This is a genomic window from Vibrio sp. GLN_1, from assembly GCF_043106015.1.
In the GTDB taxonomy this organism is placed as follows: Bacteria; Pseudomonadota; Gammaproteobacteria; order Enterobacterales; family Vibrionaceae; genus Vibrio; species Vibrio parahaemolyticus.
The window spans coordinates 62225-81509 of the sequence record NZ_JBICMD010000035.1 but is presented as its reverse complement, the minus strand read 5'-3'; the positions used below and the strand labels follow the sequence as shown (position 1 = coordinate 81509).

Below are 19285 nucleotides of genomic sequence, written 5' to 3'. Positions count from 1 at the left end.
TTTTTTGTTAGAAGTCGCTATACAGCATAGGCGCTGCTGGTGGATATTCTATTGGTTGCCAACGATCATTAAAGGTGTATTTGGCATAAAGCATGAAATGGTTTGGAGTATAAAACTCAGAACGCTGCACATCGACTAATGCGCCAAGGTACCAACGTTTACTGACTCGCTTTTCCACCGCTGCTTGCAACGATGTACCAAAACCACCACCTTTGTCTGACGTCGCTACTGTCGATAAGTATGGTGCGTCTTCCTTAGTCCAAGAGTTGGAGACGGACGCACTCAACTGATATGACCAAGAGCTGTTGTATCGACCATAAAAGTTGATAGGTAAAGACACCGAGAAGTAACTTTGCGGGCTGTAGTAGCCACCGTGACCTAGCGTGTACTCACCCAAATTTTTGTCGTAATCAAGGTACATTAAGTTCGTACCAATACTTAAACGCTGGTCATCCCTTGCAATTAACTTATAGTACGCCCCACCTAACACGCCTAAACGAGTGTTGTCTTCAACCTTTTCACCAGTCAAACTATGATACTGCAAGCTACTCCAAAAACCGTAAGGCCCACCAGTGTCCCAGCTTGAGTTCAACTTCACACCAGTACGGATAACCCCACCCCATTTAGTCCCTTGAGGGTCAGTCGTGCCACTAGGGACAGACATTCCAGCATAAGAAAGCGTGCTGCTAGTCTCTGGGCGACGCGAAGCTTCTGCAGTCCAACCTAACTCACCTAGATCCCCATTGATGCGTACACCACCAACCCATGTGGTATGGTCGAAACCAATTGGTGTCGTGCCGATATCGACCAACCAATCTTCAGCTTGCCAGCCCACTCCAAATGCCATACCTGATGCGTCATTTTGGAACGAAGTGCTGTCAGAATCGGTGGTTTTTTCATAGTAGTCCAACTGACCTGAATCGATAGAAACATAATCGGCTTTTAGCAACAGATGCCCATCCCAACTCTCAATCGGGATTCGTGCTTCTACGGGCACTTGATTCGAAGTATTACGACCATCTCGTGCACTGTAATCCCAGCCAATCATGACATGACCATCACTCCGATCATGCAGTTTATCGATGTCCGATTTGACGTTACGAGTCAACCAGTAGTCGTCAGCAGTATCATATAGCTCGCGTAAGCTTGGGGGTTCTTTTTTTGCCTCTTCAGGTTCACGATTTTTATCCATTCGGTCATGATTTAAGGCTTGATAGGCGCGTGTTTCAGCTAACGCCCACTGTTGATTTTCCATTGCTATAGACATGCTATTGCGAAACGCTAATGCGTCGGCATCAGGCATCGCACCCAACAACTGATTTAGCGCATTAGCGTCATTTCGATAGCCTTGTTGATTAAACACCGCGGCCACTGTCATCAACTGTGCCGCAGTTAAGCTATCGCGCTTTTTATTCAAAATGAGGTGTATATCGTGATACGTCGCTTCATCTCCAGTCAAAGCACTGGCTTGCAACATGCCAATTTCTGCTTGAGTTTTAAATGGCTCAGACTTTAAAGAAACTTGTTCATACAAATCCAACGCAAGCTTAGGCTGTTGATTAACAAGCATCAGATCCGCTTGACTCAACAGTCGACGGGTTTTGAGTTCATCAAACTGTAATGCTTCCGAAGCACTTAAATCTTGTGTTGCAGAATTTAATGCTAAGCTCGCATACCAACTATCAAAATCTTCAAAGTGATTTAAGCTTACCATCATGCTGCCGTAAGCCAGTTTGTCATCGGTTGACCAATCTTCTGCAAACGAAATGCTTTGGAAAATCCTCTCAGCTTCCTTAACTTCATCAATGTCTAACCACGCACTCACTAGACGAGCGAGCGGTTGAATTTGACCTTGATAATCCGACTCTAGTGCACGTAATGTCGCCGTTGCTGATTCAGGAGAAGCTAAGTAACGCGTTTGGATGTCTCTCAACTGAGCATCAAGCTTCAAGCGGGTTAAATTGCGCTGCATTGCGTCTGTCATGTCATGTTGTGCGATGCTCTCTAGCTCAGCGATGGCCTCATTCACTTTGAAGTCCTGCGCGAGATAAAGCGCGTAAGCAAATTTCATTTCAGGGTCATTATTAGATGTAGCCCAATTGGACATCAGCGTATTCGCGTGTACTTTGTCGCCCATGGAATGAATAACGTCAGCAATATCAAGCCTTAACCATGGGGAGGTTGGCTGTAGCGCTATCAATTCCTCTACGGACGCTTTCATCGTTGCCTGATCATTTTGAGCGATTGCGATCCGCAGACGAGTCAAAATAACTTCCGACTTGATGCTCGCTATTTTTTCAGCGACCACTTTCTGCTGTGGGGCAGAGTAACTGCGCGCGAGTGCTTCCGCGCCAGACCAATCTTGCTGCTGAATACGAACATCTAAACGACCACGCAATGCAGAGCTATTGCTACTGTCCAGTTGCAAAGCTTGTTTGAAAACCTTCTCTGCCGCGGCATAATTTTCTCGTACAAGATACAAAGAGCCTAATGATGCATAAGCATAAGGTTGGGATTTATCTACTTGAATCGCTTTGTGATAAACGCTTTCTGCTTGCTTAAACTGGCCTTTTTCGACCAAGGCATCACCTTGATCAAGATACGCCCAATATTGAGACGTCTCGATTAGCGCTGCCCATTTTGAGGCCGAGTCAGGATTATGATCTAAGCGCTGAGCCTGTTTAAAGTATTCGAGCGCTTTTTGCTGCTGCCCTCTACGTAGATAAACCTTGCCCATAGCACCGAGCAATTCAGGATCTCGCGGACGAGTCGTCAACGCATAACGCAGCTGAGCTTCTGCTTGGTCGGTTTTATCTTCCTCGAGCAACGTTAACCCTTTGAGCTTAGCGAGATAGGTGGGGTCTTTTCGTAGTTCCTTTTCCTTTTTCCAGCGATCTTTCGCGCTTTGATTCGCTCTTTGAATCTCCATGTCAGACGGGTAGTAACTAGCTAAAATGGCATATTGCTGAACAACTTGATCTGAAATAGGCAATTGATCCAATGCACGCAACCACGACGTTGCCGCATTTGTTCCAACCGAAGGAGCAAGCGCTAACTTTTTATAGGTATCGAGAATCCATGGATCGGCAGGATTCTCTTTGCGAATGTGGTTGGCTAACGCGAGTTGAAAAGACGGAACACTAGGATAATTTGCATTTAAACGTTCCAGTCCCTGTTTTACCGAGCTCCAACTGCCAGGCAAATTACTTTGCAACTGTAGGAATTCAAGTTGTAACGCTGGTGATGGCATTCCATTTGGAAAAAGAGCTTTGTAAGCTTGAATCGCTTCATCGTAACGACCAGATTTTGCAAGCAACTGGGCGCGCTGATAATCCGCTCTTTTCTCTCTCTGAATGGCCATAATCGATGACAAGTTTTTCGCTTGAGGCGAATGAGGCGCCTGCCTGATTAAGCGCTCAAATACGGGTTTTGCTAATTCTGGCTGCTTACGTTTCAGATACATATTTGCTTGATAGAAAAGCCCCGTTGGATTGCTTTCTTCAATCGCGAACAGCCTCTCTAGAGTACTCTCGACAATATCATCTCGGCCAATCGCATCTGCTAGTTTTAGCTGCTCAACTAACCACTCAACCGAGTCAACTCGTGCTAATGATGTGGGAAATTGAACCAGCTCGATAGGTTTGTAGACCTGTGCGAGCTGCGACTTTGTCAGAGGTTTTGAACTAAAGCTTTCTGCATGCACAGTGCCGACGCCACCAGTCGCCAAAGCAACCAGTGGAATCCACCATAACGCACGTCCTGTTACTGACATCTCTCGCTCCATGCAGGAAGCAATTCACCTTGCACACTAAAACGGTAACGTTCTGCATGCCAACCAAGCCCAAATAGACTTAATACGTTGTCGTAATAATGATCGTTTTTGTCCATCACAAGTTCATTTTGAGCACGACTGAACTGCGCCTCCAACAGCGCAGATTCATCAGAAGCCGCGAGCAACGGAAGAGCCGCAGCAGAAAAACCTGCGCTTCCTGCTTGGGTATATTTACCCGTTTCAGTATTTACTTCTCTCGCTGGCGCACCAAGGGCTTTGGTTGCCGCCACAAACGGCTGCATTTTTTGCACTAATACTGCTTTTTCTGAAACTTGGTCATTTAACATGCCCACCCAAAGATAAGTGCGGATCGCGTTGTAACTGCCTATCGGCCCAGTGACCCCATCTGAGCTATAACGACCATTTCTCAATGTCGCCCAGTCTGGGCTAAAGCCAGCTGGCATCGTTTTCTCTAGCATGTGAACACTTGCCTTATACATTGAATCCCAGTTGTATTGTGGGTACAGAAACTGCATACGAGCAATCAGTTGTAACGGAACATAACTCGGATTCACACGGTACTGGCTGTCGGCATCAAAGCCAGTTGGAGCTGGCAACAATACCGTTCCAACTCCTGCAACGTTGACGGTTTCTTCACGTAAAATACGACTCGCGATCAGATGTCCAAGGGTCTGATAGTAGTAGTTATTCCATAATCTTCCCGCCTCAACGAGGGAGTACGCTATCCACAAATCAGAATCTGACGCTGGATTAGAATCCAACACTCCGAACTGACCATTTTCTTTTCTTCCCCACAACCAAGCAGGAAGCCTTGCCGTCAAATCCCCACCAGCCAAATGTGATTGAGTCCATTTTAAAACCTGATCGAAGGTTTTAGGGTCATTGGCAACCAAGGCAAAGAACAATGCGTAAGATTGACCTTCCGAGGTCGTAATCATACGCTCATCACTGCCATCAACGACTCGGCCTTGCTCCATGTATACCGACTTAAATGTTTCCCATTGTGGCCACTCGCAGGTGTTAGCCCACAAGTAAGGAGACACGAACAACATAAGGAACGAGATGAGTTTTTTCATTATTCCTCTTCCTCAGTTTTTTCTAAACGTCTAGACGCGACTTGACGTAATACGCGCCAAAGCACAATGGTTACGATCACCACTAGCAAGGCGGCAAAGCACGCGACGATGACTGGGTGATTAGAGAAGTGATACCAAACGAGCTGCCACACAGGAAGCTTACCGACATAGTAGTGCGACCCCACGTTGTAGCTTGCTACTTCGTTATTTCTCAACGTCACCACCGAGCCAAACATGTGCTCCACTTTACCGGAGTCAGCCAACGCGCGATCAACCGACGAAAAATCTGACGGGTGAGCCGCCATAATAGAAATGACGCTGCGTTTTTTCGTAAATGGCGATTCTGCACCATAAATAGCAGCAAAAGAGCCCTCAGCCTCAACAGAAACATAATCCGCGGCCACTTGACGAGCATCACTTGGACTCATCCAGTTCATTCCGAGCTGCTTTTCATTTTTGCTTGGTAGGCGAATTTGTCTCTGACCCTCTTTAACCACTAAGTTCACTTGGTCAGGATTATTAGCGGCTTCTTCTAGTGCATCCACAACACCGATCGTCAGGATGTCTTTATCTTTTAGTTGCTCAGCATTCCATTTGTCTGTCAAAAGCACCTGAATACCTGGGTACCCAGAATCACGCCCTAACGACCCCATGACGTTTAAGAAGGTCTGCAACACTTCTTTTGGAGCTCTCTCTGGAACAACAATCGCAGTTTCTGACAAATCGGCCATGCGAGTGTAAGGGAAACCAGAAGTAGCAAAAGCGCGCATATTTGGCATTTCGATGTAGTGAGGGAAACCACTAAAATCAACCGTAGAGTCACCATCAATGACCGCGTATTGCTTACTTGGTTGCGTCACCTGACATTGCCCATCGGTCACCGACGCAAAGCCAAACTCAAACTCGATTTGGTTTTTACTGCCAACTTTAAAGGCCGGAATACGAACAAGCGCATCGCCACTCAGAATACTGTCATCTAATAGAGGAACACGCACACGGTTAGACTCACCACCTTGGCCTTTTGTGGTTAAGTTGAACGCCTCAATGAATTGGTCATTGATGCTCAAAGTCAGGCGAGAACCAGAATGATCCGCAGCAGGTGGCGAATACCGATAGTTAAGATCCATCGGTATACCACGGCTCTGCCAAGTAAAGAGATCGGGTGGTAAGCGCAAACTCACGTTGATTGGAGGAGGCGTTCGACCTTCCACTTGCAACATGCTTTTTTGTTCGACTAATTCAGATAATGCAACGGGACGAGCCGTACTCACCCAGTTTGGCGCATCGTACGGGACTCGTGGTTTGATTTGTTTGACTTCATTAATCTTCGCGATTGGCCCAGTAAGAAGTTGGTTTCCCAACGCCAAACCTTGCACCGCAACGTTAAGATCCTTACTGTCACGGCCTATCACTAGAAGAAGCTTCACGTACGGGTCAGTTGGGTGAGTGATGACTTGAAGACGAGGGCCATCCGTATCTGGAAAATCTCTCAGAAACTCAGGTTTGTTGTCATTGGTAACAAAGACAATGGCGTTGCGCTTAGGTAACGTGTCGACACTAAAAGGGAATTGAGCACCACGCCAACCTGCAAGAGCACCAAAGTAAGAACTCAAGACACCGGCTGCTTTGACATCATCCAGATCGTATTTGCCACCCATAACGATGGGCAGATTTAACTGGCTAAAATCACGGACATCAAAAAACGGCGCTGGCAACAAGCTCAAGTCACTTTCCAGCATTGTCTTTTGGGCAAACATTTCAATTCGACTGCTTTGGCTGATCTCGGCCCAAATGCTCGAGTCATTTGGGTTAGCACAGTCTTTCTGAGTATTCCCAATCAACTCAAAGCGAATTTGGTTGTAGTTGCTGAAGTAACGAGTATCCAGCGGCATCGATAAGCTCAACTTATTACCTTGCTGACCATCGACGATTGACGCCACTCCCATAAGCTCGTTGTTCAAATACACTTTGACGTGAGAAACCAAAGAAAGCAACGCTGGTGAAGGTGTGATGTCAAAGTGCAACGTGGCTTTAGACACCACCTCATCGAGTCGCGAACCGAAACCAATATAAGCACTGGCCTCACTGCCTTGAATAGCAATTGAACCACTGTAACCCAATTGACTAAATGGAATGACACGCTTAAATACGGTCGAATTTTCAGCATCTTGCTGTGCCAAAGGCGTTGGTTGTTGCTGACTTACTTCTTGTGCCGCGAGACTGCCCGACATACACATGAGAGTGATAGCCGTTGTCAACGCTGTTAGTTTTTTATTATTTAGCATGACTTGAGGTCCTGATTGGGACATAACGAGGTCTTAGTGACCAAATAAATTCGATACAAAATAAAAGTGCATCCACACTGGCCTGAACAAACTTAGGACAATGTTGCAGCAAGCGTTTGTATCCATTAAAGCCGACTTGCAGTACAGCCTGCATACTCGATAGAGGCTTATCTGATTGATAGCCTTGTTGCCATTTCGCCCACGTATCTGCACGTGCAAATGTACATTGGACGTATTGGATTTGTTGTTGATGAGACAATTCGTTGAGTTGTAAACCAAATATCCCCTTATGAGCATAGGCAACCGTCATCGGGAACACGAATTCTTGACCACCGCGATTGAGGATCACTTCTAAGGTTTGGCCAAGTAGGTACGCACAGGTTGGTTCATCGACTCCGTCTATTTCAATGCGCACGCCACCCAAAGAGAAATCCTTCATCTGCGCTTGAATCAAGTGCCCTGAGTGAAGCCTTACCGCGACAGGAATCGCTACCTCTACTCGGTGATCTTTTCGCACTTGTTTGGCTTCTACCGCAACGGCGACAGCAGCACCTAAAATCAACAAGTTGTACATCGTCCAAACGAGGTTCACGATAACCGTACCTATTTCGTCTTGAGGCCCCCACCCCATTCGGTAAATCCCTACAGCAAAGCCCAGAATGTTGAGTGCAACCAAAACCAAATATGGTCGGGAGATCACCCAATCGTAGTGAGATTTTTCAACCAAACCGCCTTTTGCCGTTACGTTGAATGTCCCTTTATGGGGTGCAAACAAAGCCACCGTTGTTGGCCTTGCGATATACCAAGCAAGCACGGTTTCGTATACCTCACCCCAGAATGAATAACGGTAGTCACCCTGCATACGAGAGTTGGTCATGCTCGCGTGGATCATATGGGGCAATACGTACAAAATGATCGCCAGCGCTGGCGCATAAATCACGTAGGAATGCAGCAACAAATAAGCCAATGGTGCGATCAGGAATACAATCCTCGGGATACCAGATAGAAAGTGCAGCATGGCATTGACGTAACAAAGCCGTTGAGAGAGCTTAAGACCCTTTCCAGTCAATGGATTATCTACCCTAAATATCTGCGCCATCCCGCGAGCCCAACGAATACGTTGCCCAACGTGTGCAGACAATGTCTCTGTCGCCAAACCAGCAGAAATCGGCTGCTTAAGATACGCAGAACGATAGCCTAAACGGTGCATGCGCAAAGAAGTGTGCGCATCTTCCGTCACGGTTTCGACTGCAATGCCGCCGACTTCCTCTAAAGGCTCTCGACGTAAAATAGCGCAAGAACCACAGAAGAAAGTAGCATCCCATAAGTCGTTACCATCTTGAATCAGGCCGTAAAACAAGTTGCCTTCGTTTGGCACGTTACGAAAGTTCGATAAGTTACGCTCAAACGGATCCGGTGAGAAGAAGTGGTGCGGCGTCTGAATAAGCGCCAACTTGGGATCTTTCAGGAACATCCCCATTGTGAGCTGAAAGAATGCTCGTGTAGGAATATGGTCACAGTCAAAAATCGCAACAAACTCACCGCTGGTCTGCTTCAACGCATAGTTAATGTTACCGGCTTTCGCATGTTCATTCGTTGGGCGGCGGATGTAGTTCACCCCTACACTTTTGGCGAAATCTCGGAAGCTATCACGCTTGCCGTCATCCAGAATGTGGATGTTGAGTTTATCTTTCGGCCAATCGACACCTAACGAGGCATAAACCGTCGCTTTCACGACATCGAGATCTTCGTTGTAAGTAGGGATCATCAAGTCAATGGTTGGCCAAGTTGACTGATCCGGTGGCATCGATACTGGTTTGCGATTCAATGGCCAGATATTTTGGAAATAGCCAAGCATCAGCACAATCCAAGAATACGTCTCAGCTAGAAGTAAAACGCCCCCTAGAAACAAAGCAACAGGATCGTCCCAGTTCAGGGTAGACGAATAACGCCACCACAAGTATCGACATGAGGCCGTAACCGACAAGATGATCAAAAGCATGGTAGGAAAACGACCCGGCATGCGACGAACCATCATCGCTAATGCCCAGAGTAACAACACAAAGACAGTCTGAGCCTGATAACCAAATGGCACCGTAAAACAAAGCAAAGCGATTAACACCACGAAAAACAGCAAGGTGTAGTTCAACGCCATCGCTGACTTACTTGCTTTAATACGCTCTCGAACTTGTGGATCTTTGATGTTGTTCGCTGTCTGTTCTAACCAGCGGACGCTTTTTGCAACCAATTCAAATGGCAAGTAGAACGCATTGCGAATTTGTTCGGCTAAAGTCATCGCTAAGCTGCTGGTTTTTTTGGACCATGCTGTACTTACGTTTTGCTTGAAGCAAAGTAACCACACGCTTTGGATAACAAAACGCACAGGATCAAACCATCTCGGCGCAGCAAAATTAACGTTTGGATAGTAAACCAAAGGCAGTTTCCATGAGGGAACACCCGAAATAACCGGCTTTAAAAATACAAAACTCAATGAAAACCAAAAAGACAAAGCACACTCCCCAACCCAGTTTGTTTTGCAATTCCAGGCTTGCTCGTAAGCTTTCTTCTGTAGTCTGAATTGGTCCACTACCCAGCGTTGGAAAATCAGATTAAGACTTCGCATAAATTAGCTTTGGTCCTGAGCGCTTGATAACGCTGATACACACCAAAAAGCAAAAGACTGAAAATCTTTTGCGGCTTGGCTCGATGGCGAATAGTGTTGAACGGTCGTCAGGTTTGCCACACATTCAAGCAATGCCGTATCTCGATGAATCGAAACAGGAATCAACGATTCGCTAAGTTCCTTTTTCAGCACCAACATGAAATCACGACCAATTTCGGTTTCTGGCTGATACTTATTCACCAAAAAACGTAATTTGTCAGAGCGAAGCAATCTCGATAGCTCTTCATGTTGTAGCCAAGATTGAAGAGTGAGATAACTCAGGGCATCTGCCGTTACCACCACCACAATCATATCCATTGAGTCGACAAAAGATCGCACTTCAGGATCAGTAAGCTCTGCTAAGTCGGCGTGAAAAAGCAGCCACTGCTCACCACGGTTTTCGCTCACTTGCAACGTCATTTCACCTAGCATTGATAGGTAGTGAGAACGCTCGTTAAAGAACGCTTTTAACTGCTCAGAATTCAGATGGCCAAACGGTAAAAAAAGTGCACCTTGTGGGCTTTCATAACCAGCCTGGGTCCAAGGTTTATCTGAAAGAAGTTGTTTCGCCCAGCCATCTTTCTCTTCCTGGGGCAAGCCAAGATGAGTTTGCAGTAAACTGTTAGGCACCACCTCAATGGCCAGTACCTGTTTGTTTATCTTAACTAATGCTTGTGCCAAGTTCGCAGCGACGGTAGTTGAGCCACAACCACCTTTTAAACTAACAAAAAGAAGGCGTTTCATATCGCTTCCGTTTCTAAACCTTTCTGCTTATTACGCACTTGAGGCAGAGCATTACGAGCACTGTTGGCTTGAAAGACCAACCACTTATTTTTAGCTTGCACGTAAGACTCGTTTTCTGTTGTTTCAATATACTTATGTTGAGATAAGTTATAAGAAGAGTAGATCGAATTAATATCTTTTGCAGACTCAGTCATAACATTTTTTCACAATATAACGGTGTTTAAACTGCGGTAATGGCAATCCCGCCAGTTACTCTTTGCAGTATATACCCGTTCAACTTGAAGATACAGGTTTCAATATCTGAAAATTATCCGTAATTCTGGATACGAGTGTACCTGCAACTTCTGGTAACGTTACATCGAAAAACTCTTTGATGGCTGAAGTAAATTCTGGCTTGGAGGAGAAGTAAATATTGTTCCTCACATGCTCATTCATCACTTTCCAAAGCCGCTCTATTGGATTTAAATTTGGACTGTAAGGCGGTAAGTAATGAAGCTCGATATTGAGCACTTTTGCCGCATTTTTCACCAACTCTGACTGATGATAGGCGGCACCATCAAGCACTAGGTGAACTTTTTGCTCCAACGGATAATGCTCCTTTTTGAGCTTCCAGAAGAAGCGAACAATGCTCTCGCTGTTTATCGTGTCATACGTGTCTGTCACCGTTGCGCCAATATTTTGAAGCGGTAACGCACCGATAATATTAAGACGAGTTCGACTGCCTGTTGTCTCAATCACTTTGTCTTGGCCTTTACGTATCCAGCCATAACTGAGTTTTGTTGACTGCGTAGGATGAACGGCATCCATAAATAACACAGGGTCTTCGCTGTTTCTTAGCGTCTCGTTGTAGTATTCGATAAAGGCTTGCTGCATCTCTGGATTAAACTTGTGCGGTACACCTTTCGGCTTCTTATATGAAAAGCCGTGATGATGTAGCCATTTGTTCATGCCTGCAACGGTATAGCGAATACCAAACTCGGCTTTCACATAAGCGACTATTTGATGGGTATGAAAGTACGTCTTCTCGGATAAATGTTCGATAAGCTGCATGGTTTGCTCAGCAGAAAGTCGGCTCTGGCTACCACCATTTTCAGGCTTAAGTTTTTCAGAGAGGACATAGTCACTGAGATGACGAGCAACGGTCGATTCATGAATACGAAGCGCTTAAGAAATCATCGTTTGACTCCAGCCTTCAGACGCAAGTAAAACCGCTTTGATGCGGTCACGCACTCGACCATCACGAGTTGAATCGTGCATCACTTCGAGTTGTTGTTTCTGTTGAGGAGTCAGTATTATTTTCATGGTGCGTAGCATGATCCTGCTTTAAGGAAAAATCAAGCATCTTCAATGATCACGGGTATAGTAAATCATAGACTTGCAAATTATTGAGTTTAAACTTATAAACATCATATGAAACAATGCTATAACTATTTTAATTTTTGATCAATTTCGTTTAATATCTCGGCGTCATTTTCTTGTCGCCAAGAAAAGTAACATTGTAACGATTAGCATACAGCGGATTGTAAGCCACAACGCACAACAACAGTAAACCATTGATTATAAGGCCTTTTGATGTCAGCAATCTCCGGGTTATCCGCAATTACTTCTGAACGAGAGATAAATTCTGTTTATGTAAACTTATTTACACATAAGCAAATGGTTATTGATTATTTGTTCAGTACGCTACCAGCAAATAACAACACTTCACTTACAAGCTTTACAGACAAGGAAACTTTTTTGTCTGCATTGAATGATGAGGCCTTATGCAAATTCAATGACTTATCTAAAAATTATCTTGAACAGTGTTTTTTTCTTAGCCACAAATTCACAAATAAAGCGCCAAACGCTATAAAGCTTGCAAAAGATATTCATCAAACAAATATAAAGAAACTCTCTACATATATATTAGTAGTTCCAGATTCACTGGTATCATCAAGTGACGATTATTTTGTAAGTATTTTCCTACAAAACTTAAATGAACTGGCAAATAATAAAAAACTCACTATTAGTGTTTGTATATATGGGCATCTGACGACTTCACTATTAAAGCCCATTCTGATTTCTCATAATAGATACATTGCAGGTTTGGCGACCATGACATCATTAGATGACGCTCGCTACTGCTATCTTGTGGATTTTTGGTCCAATAAACACGGTGTAATTTCCCAAGACGAGTACCTTCTCTCTAGCACTAAAGATAAGAAGCTAAAAGCAACGCCTTACGAAACGCATCAATCTCGTGTCATACCGGAAGACAAATCGGATAGTGATAGAATATATATCAGTAGAAGAGCCTTCAGAGAAAACGAGAAAGCCCCAAAAGGGATGCGTATGGCCGAGAGTAATCAAGAACTCATAGCGATGTTAAACAACCCTCGCTCTTCAACTATTGTTTTCAGCTGTGATAACCAAAGCGAAGTTCAACAGATCGCGTTAGATTGCTACCGTTTAAGGTCCGCATATGGTCGTCAGCTAAAGATTATTGTCAGGGAGACCCAACAATGTCTGAGATATGCAGATGAAAAGTTCTTACTTCGCGCGGGGGCGAACTTCATTTCACATGCGCAGATCCCCCATATGCGCTTTATGACTCAGGTTGAAGCAATTCAAGGCCAAATGCTTACACGCCCAATTCCTGACAGTTTAGAGGCGCTCTTAAAGTATGACCTTAAGTTTGGTAGCAAAGGCTACTTACAAAACCAGGACTTTAACCAATACTGTATTGACGTCATTTCCCATTCAACACACTCAAGTGTGAACTTTGCGCTCATCAAGCTGAACTTATTGCCAGGCATGACGGCAGAGGAATGTTTACGTCTTTGCCATATTCGAAGAGATGGCGACGTTGTGACAGCCTGCAAAAAAGCTCTATATGTCTTGTTCAGTGCTATTCGACAAAGCGATATTGATATTGCACTAAACAATATATTTGAGTTTCCAGTGAGAGACTTGTTTCACTCAACTCACACGTTTGATACTCAATTAGATATCGAAACAGAGCTAAAATTCATCGTTCAAGATGAAGCCGTCATATCCGATGACGTTTCAACCTTGACGACAGAGAGGGAAATATTCCATACCACCACCAATTCCATGGTTGATGTTCTCCCTTTGTTTGCTGTCAAAAAGGCCATTGATCTTAAGGAAAGTTCATGAATATTAACGACTTTTTACTGACCGCGAGTATCAGCTTAGGTATTGGCCTACTCCTAGGATACTTTCTTCGTGACCTAGTAAACGCAACCACACGCTTTTACCACAAGCACTTAAAACGCTCGCGCTATTTTGAGCTAGATACATCAACCACTAACACCAAGAAGCTTAAGTAATGACATCGCATTCTCATGACTCTACCCCCTTCACTATAGGATTGGGCTGGTGGAACATTTACTTTATCGCAAAAATAGCGCTCTATTTTCAGGGAATCATCGATTTCCACCCAATGGAAAACTTTGCGCTGTTGATCTTCATCCTGCTGCCAATCTCGATAAAAAGCCTAAATACGGTGCGTCATATCGTTGTATTTGTCGCCGCAGCGTGGCTCTTGCATTACGATTCTTATCTCCCTCCGCTAGACCGTCTTTGGGCTCAAGCGGGACAATTAATGCAGTTTGAATTGAGTTATCTGGTCGAACTTTTGGGACGATTTTTATCATTCCAAGCAATTCTCGGATTGCTCGCTTTGTGTGGTGCGTACTTTATTTTGAGCAAGTTCGTTAGAGTTTCAGTCTTTGTGGTTATTGCTATGATCTATATAAGTATGCCAATGACGACGGAACTTCCGACAACAGTGGCTGCAGAAGTAACTCAACAACAGCCACCAACCGAGGTTACTGCTAGCAAACAACCTCAAATAACGGAAATTAACGATGCAAGTCTCAACACGTTAACTGCAGATTTCTTTTCTAAAGAAGCTTCTCGACGTGTGACATTCGATACTAGCAGCGCAATGGATGCTCCTTTTGATTTGTTGTTCTTGAGTATTTGTTCGGTCGCGTGGGATGACATCGAAATTGCAGGACTGGCCGATCATCCTCTGTTCAAAGAGTTTGACATCATGTTCGACAATTTTAGTTCCGCTACGTCATACAGCGGGCCTGCGGTCATTCGTCTGCTACGAGCCAATTGCGGTCAACAGGAACACAGTCAACTGTTCCAACCCGCACCTTCAAAACAGTGCTACTTGTTCGAAAGTTTGAAAGAGCTAGGCTTCAAAGAAAATTTACTGATGAACCACAATGGTGTCTTCGATAGCTTCCTTGAATTGATCAAGAAAGACGGTGACTTACAAGCGGCTCTTATGTCTCAAGAAGGTTTGGCTCCTTACCAAAAATCTTTTGATGGCTCTTCGATCTTCCGCGATAAGCAAGTACTGGATAACTGGTGGCAGCAAAGACTTAACAGTAGTGACGACAAAGTCGTGGCACTCTACAACTCAATTTCACTGCACGATGGAAACCGGATCATCAATACGAATTCAAGCACATCCATTGCTAGCTACAAAATGCGCCTTAAGAATTTGCTTGATGATCTCTACGCGTTCTTTAAAACCTTAGAGTCCTCAAAGCGCAACATTGTTGTGGCCTTGGTACCAGAACATGGTGGTGGTATGCGAGGAGACCGAATGCAGATTTCAGGTATGCGAGAAATTCCTGCGCCAACGATCGTTCACACCCCGGTAGGAATTAAAATCTTCGGAGAAGGAATTCAACGTCAGGGCAGCACAGAACACGTCAATGCGCCCTCTAGCTATCTGGCGTTGTCACAGCTCGTGTCGAATATTCTGGATAAAAACATTTATCAAAGTAAGACGTTTAGCCCTTCAATATTGACGGAGAACCTACCAGAAACACGCATTGTCGCGCAGAACTCCGGTTCTACTGTGATTGAAGTACAAGGAAAGTATTATGTTTCTCTTGATGGTTCTAGTTGGATTGAATACCCAACAAAGTAGTTCCAACTAAACCATACGATGCTGCCTAAGGCCGGAACTTCCGGCCTTTGTTTTGCCTAAAATCGCCCCGCTATCGTTTCTTCTCAACATCTTCGATTGTCTACAACCCAAAAATGCGTGAAAATGAATCAGTTATTATGCACTCAAGGGAATAAATCATGCCTATCGATTCACTGATCACTATCGGTATTTTCGTCGTCCTCGCTGTCGTTATCTTGTCTTCAGCCATCAAAACGGTTCCACAAGGAAACAACTGGACAGTTGAACGCTTTGGACGCTACACCCACACATTAAAGCCGGGCTTAAACTTGATCATTCCATTCGTTGATAAAATTGGTCAAAAAGTAAATATGATGGAACGTGTGCTTGATATTCCAGCACAAGAGGTCATTTCAAAAGATAACGCAAACGTGGTGATCGATGCAGTTGGTTTCGTTCAAGTTATCGATGCGGCTAAGGCGGCTTACGAAGTAAACGATTTAGAACACGCGATTCGTAATCTAACGCTAACGAATATTCGTACCGTACTTGGATCGATGGAACTCGATGAAATGCTGAGCCAACGTGACATGATCAATACCAAGCTGCTAGCGATTGTGGACCAAGCAACAAACCCTTGGGGCGTAAAAGTCACGCGTATTGAAATCAAAGATGTTCAGCCACCAGCCGATCTAACTGCAGCAATGAACGCTCAGATGAAAGCAGAGCGTAATAAACGTGCTGAAATTCTCGAGGCTGAAGGTGTCCGTCAGGCAGAAATCCTCAAAGCAGAAGGTCACAAACAATCGCAGATTTTAAAAGCAGAAGGTGAAAAACAGTCTGCTATCCTCCATGCTGAAGCGCGTGAGCGTGCTGCTCAAGCGGAAGCAAAAGCGACTTACATGGTTTCCGAAGCCATCGCAAAAGGCGATATGCAAGCCGTTAATTACTTCATCGCGCAAGGCTACACAGAAGCTCTCAAGAGTATTGGTCAAGCTGAAAACGGAAAAATCATTATGCTACCTTTGGAAGCAACCGGACTCATGGGCTCTGTTGCGGGCATCGCAGAAATGTTTAAACAACAAAATAAAGATTAGGACCCAGTTATGGACTTGTTCAACCTGCTTGATGGCATAACATTTTGGCACTGGCTTGCATTCGGCTTTGTGCTGCTTGCCGTTGAGCTACTTGGTACAGCGGGTTACTTTCTGTGGTTGGGGTTATCGGCGTTATTAGTGGGAGCGTTATTGGCAGTGCTCCCTTTCGGCTGGCAACTTCAATGGCTATCTTTCGCGACTTTCAGCTTGCTGACAACTTGGTTATGGTGGCGACGCCAGTGGTCAAGAGACAAACAAGATGATCAAACAAGAGATCTCAACCAAAAGTACAAGCAGTTGATTGGCCGCAGCGTGATACTTGAGGAAGATTTTTCAATTGGGTTAAACAGAATTCGCATCGCCGATACCACCTGGTCAGCACAATGTGAGCAAAATATCCGAGCTGGTACTCGTGTAAAAATCGTCGCGATCGATGGAATAATCCTCATTGTGGAGCCTATTTCTGAGTAATTTATGTCAAAGTAATGAAGTAAAGACTGCTTCATTACTTTCTTTTCTCTCAATTCTTTTTATTTCATCGTGTTATTCAATTTGTCCTTAGAAAATAAGTAATATAAATATTATTAAATTCCATCTTGTAAATCCTATTGATATTCATCAACTAAGAATTAATCAAAAAGATAGTTCACTGCTTCCAGTCATTTTCAATCTAATTTCAATATAAAAAATAAAACAGTGTTGAATTAATTTTTGATCTTTCCAACTCCCTATACATACTTAATCCATAAGCATAAAGGTAAATGCTTATATTTTAGGTAAGTAGAAAAGTCTTTCCTACCGTTTTATTGATAACTGAGTTGGTCCTCACCATGCCAAAGGCAGAGTTTGTTCCAGCGCGGTTGGACACACAATGGGTGACACCATTTACTGCGGTATGTGTGAGCGGTATTAAGGTAGAGAGACATGTTTTTGTTTGAGCACTTAGCACGCCAAATACACAAACTTTGGGTAACAGGCGTAATAAAGTCTTAAACATAGAGGGTGATCGTTATGAAATTATTAGCCGGAATACTATTAATATGTTCAGCTACAATTCCATTTACTATTCAAGCAAATGGCGCTTCAGGAGGAAGAACATTAGCACCTGAAGTGAAATGCGAATTACCAAATGGTAATGTCCACATGCTGCCACCGTTATATTGCAAAATGTATGACGGCAGAGAAGTAAAATAGAAAAAGGAGCCATTAGGCTCCTTTTTGATTATTCACTAATTGATTAGTGGAAGCTGTAAGGGATAAGAACTTGTAGACGTAGGTCTGTCTCGTCCGCGTCGCCAGCACCAGCGTACTCGTCACGCTCTAGGATTGTACCGTGCAGACGGATTGTAGAGCCTTTAAGCGCACCACTCTGTAGAGAGTAAGATACTGTTGCGTTGAATGCGTACTCGCTTTCGTAATCCCAGTCACCAGATGCACCGCTTGCAGCTGAGTCAGCACCAGAACCGTAACCAAAGCCTAAGTAGTAGTTCCAGCCGTTACCTTGGTTGTAAGATAGACGGTTGTACCATGCTAGCTCGCCCGCTTTGTTCCAGTCAGATAGAGCATCCCACCACTGAGACCAAGTACCGTTGTTCATACCGTAAGTATGGATCGTACGTGGAACGAAGTCAGAACGGTTGTCTGTGTCTGTGTAACGTAGTTCAGACATCCATGCTAGCTTGCCGAAAGACTGGTTCAAAGATAGACCAGTATGGAAACCTAGACCATCGTATTTCACATCGTCATCAACACCGTAGAAGTCAAATGCAAGAGTTGTACGGTCACTTACTGTGTACTTCAAGTAAGCTTTGTAAGATGTGTTGTCAGTTTCGTTGTGGTAGCTAGTTACTTGACCTGCACCCCAGTCGATACCATTTGCGTATTTAACGCCAGTCGCTTGACCAAGACCAACTTGGAAGAACAAGCTGTCAGTTAGGTTACCGTTTAGACCTAGAGAGTGTAGGTAGCTCCATGAAGTGTCAGACCAAAGCGCTGGTGCGTAGTCATCTTCGTGAAGTAGCCAAGGTGCTGTGAATTGGTCTGCACCGAAGTAGCTTAGGTTGAAGTCGCCTAGCTTAGCGTTTAGTTCGAAGCCACGGTAAGTACCAGGTACAAAGCTCCATACGTTACCAATAGTACCGTTACCACCAGCTTGTAGCATACCTACACGAGCGTTAAAGTTTTCGTTTGCTTTGAATTTAAGCGCAGCTTTGTAAACTTTAAGTTGTTGGCCGTCACCTGCACCCCAGTCTAGGTTGTTACAGGTTGAGATTTCGTTACATAGGTAGCCTTCGTTTGAGTTGTAAAGGCTGTCGTTGTAAAGATCACCAGAGTAGTAAGCCGCAACATCTGCACCAACCCAACCATCGTGGTAGCCAGAAGTGAAGTCTAGGATAGCGTTGTAAGAAGAGTAGTTTAGACGGCTCCAACGGTCACCGTTCTCACCACCAGGTTTACCTGTAGTACGTGTACGTGAACGAGTGTCAACTAAGAACATTGCATTAAGACTAGAGTCATGCATAAATTCGTTCACTTTCTCTACGTATTCACCACCCGCTGCACTCTCAGTCGATGCAGTAGCTGGAGCAACAGCAACAACACCAAACATTGCTGCAGTTAACGCTGAAACCTTAAAAAATTTGTCCATGGAAAAACTCCTAAAAATGGATATAGCTGTATTTTTCTATCTCACCTT

13 protein-coding genes and 1 pseudogene are annotated in these 19285 nt (G+C 44.4%); 6 read left to right on the top strand and 8 right to left on the bottom strand.

From position 1 onward, the window contains the following. Positions 1–7: 7 nt before the first annotated feature. The 7 genes and pseudogenes from ACF8OV_RS15450 to ACF8OV_RS15420 all read right to left on the bottom strand — a co-directional run bounded on the left by ACF8OV_RS15450 (position 8) and on the right by ACF8OV_RS15420 (position 11862). Positions 8–3772, bottom strand: coding sequence for a cellulose synthase subunit BcsC-related outer membrane protein (locus ACF8OV_RS15450; protein WP_169609223.1), 3765 nt, complete (start codon positions 3770–3772; stop codon positions 8–10). Further along, positions 3763–4869: a cellulose synthase complex periplasmic endoglucanase BcsZ gene (gene bcsZ / locus ACF8OV_RS15445; RefSeq protein WP_129830345.1), complete on the bottom strand. Its 1107-nt coding sequence runs from the start codon at positions 4867–4869 to the stop codon at positions 3763–3765. The genes ACF8OV_RS15450 and bcsZ overlap by 10 nt, the downstream gene beginning before the upstream one ends. Further along, the gene (bcsB, locus tag ACF8OV_RS15440; RefSeq protein ID WP_169609221.1) at positions 4869–7154 is read right to left on the bottom strand and encodes a cellulose biosynthesis cyclic di-GMP-binding regulatory protein BcsB; all 2286 of its coding nucleotides are present in this window, start codon (positions 7152–7154) and stop codon (positions 4869–4871) included. The genes bcsZ and bcsB overlap by 1 nt, the downstream gene beginning before the upstream one ends. After that, positions 7144–9777 (bottom strand): UDP-forming cellulose synthase catalytic subunit, encoded by a 2634-nt coding sequence (bcsA, locus tag ACF8OV_RS15435; protein ID WP_025555972.1) that lies wholly within the window; start codon positions 9775–9777, stop codon positions 7144–7146. The genes bcsB and bcsA overlap by 11 nt, the downstream gene beginning before the upstream one ends. 3 nt (positions 9778–9780) lie before the next feature. Then, positions 9781–10560 (bottom strand): cellulose biosynthesis protein BcsQ, encoded by a 780-nt coding sequence (gene bcsQ, locus ACF8OV_RS15430; protein ID WP_021484815.1) that lies wholly within the window; start codon positions 10558–10560, stop codon positions 9781–9783. Further along, entirely contained in the window at positions 10557–10754 is a 198-nt protein-coding gene (locus tag ACF8OV_RS15425) for a hypothetical protein (RefSeq protein WP_025499879.1), read from the bottom strand. The genes bcsQ and ACF8OV_RS15425 overlap by 4 nt, the downstream gene beginning before the upstream one ends. A 79-nt stretch (positions 10755–10833) precedes the next feature. Further along, positions 10834–11862 (bottom strand): annotated as a pseudogene (locus ACF8OV_RS15420) (IS630 family transposase). Between the two features lie 270 nt (positions 11863–12132). Between ACF8OV_RS15420 and bcsE the strand changes: the two are divergent. The 6 genes from bcsE to ACF8OV_RS15390 all read left to right on the top strand — a co-directional run bounded on the left by bcsE (position 12133) and on the right by ACF8OV_RS15390 (position 17784). Further along, positions 12133–13716: a cellulose biosynthesis protein BcsE gene (gene bcsE, locus ACF8OV_RS15415; protein WP_317675863.1), complete on the top strand. Its 1584-nt coding sequence runs from the start codon at positions 12133–12135 to the stop codon at positions 13714–13716. Continuing rightward, positions 13713–13889: a hypothetical protein gene (locus tag ACF8OV_RS15410; RefSeq protein WP_169592676.1), complete on the top strand. Its 177-nt coding sequence runs from the start codon at positions 13713–13715 to the stop codon at positions 13887–13889. The genes bcsE and ACF8OV_RS15410 overlap by 4 nt, the downstream gene beginning before the upstream one ends. Continuing rightward, entirely contained in the window at positions 13889–15514 is a 1626-nt protein-coding gene (gene bcsG, locus ACF8OV_RS15405; protein ID WP_169592680.1) for a cellulose biosynthesis protein BcsG, read from the top strand. The genes ACF8OV_RS15410 and bcsG overlap by 1 nt, the downstream gene beginning before the upstream one ends. A gap of 158 nt (positions 15515–15672) precedes the next feature. Next, positions 15673–16590, top strand: a complete 918-nt coding sequence (locus tag ACF8OV_RS15400) for an SPFH domain-containing protein (protein WP_005454552.1) — start codon at positions 15673–15675, stop codon at positions 16588–16590. A gap of 9 nt (positions 16591–16599) precedes the next feature. Next, complete coding sequence (locus tag ACF8OV_RS15395) at positions 16600–17061, top strand: NfeD family protein (protein WP_005454539.1); 462 nt, start codon at positions 16600–16602, stop codon at positions 17059–17061. A gap of 540 nt (positions 17062–17601) precedes the next feature. Continuing rightward, positions 17602–17784: a hypothetical protein gene (locus ACF8OV_RS15390; protein ID WP_071651861.1), complete on the top strand. Its 183-nt coding sequence runs from the start codon at positions 17602–17604 to the stop codon at positions 17782–17784. 43 nt (positions 17785–17827) lie between these two features. Here ACF8OV_RS15390 and ACF8OV_RS15385 read toward each other — a convergent pair whose 3' ends face one another. Further along, entirely contained in the window at positions 17828–19237 is a 1410-nt protein-coding gene (locus ACF8OV_RS15385; protein ID WP_005454568.1) for a porin, read from the bottom strand. Between the last annotated feature and the right edge of the window lie 48 nt (positions 19238–19285).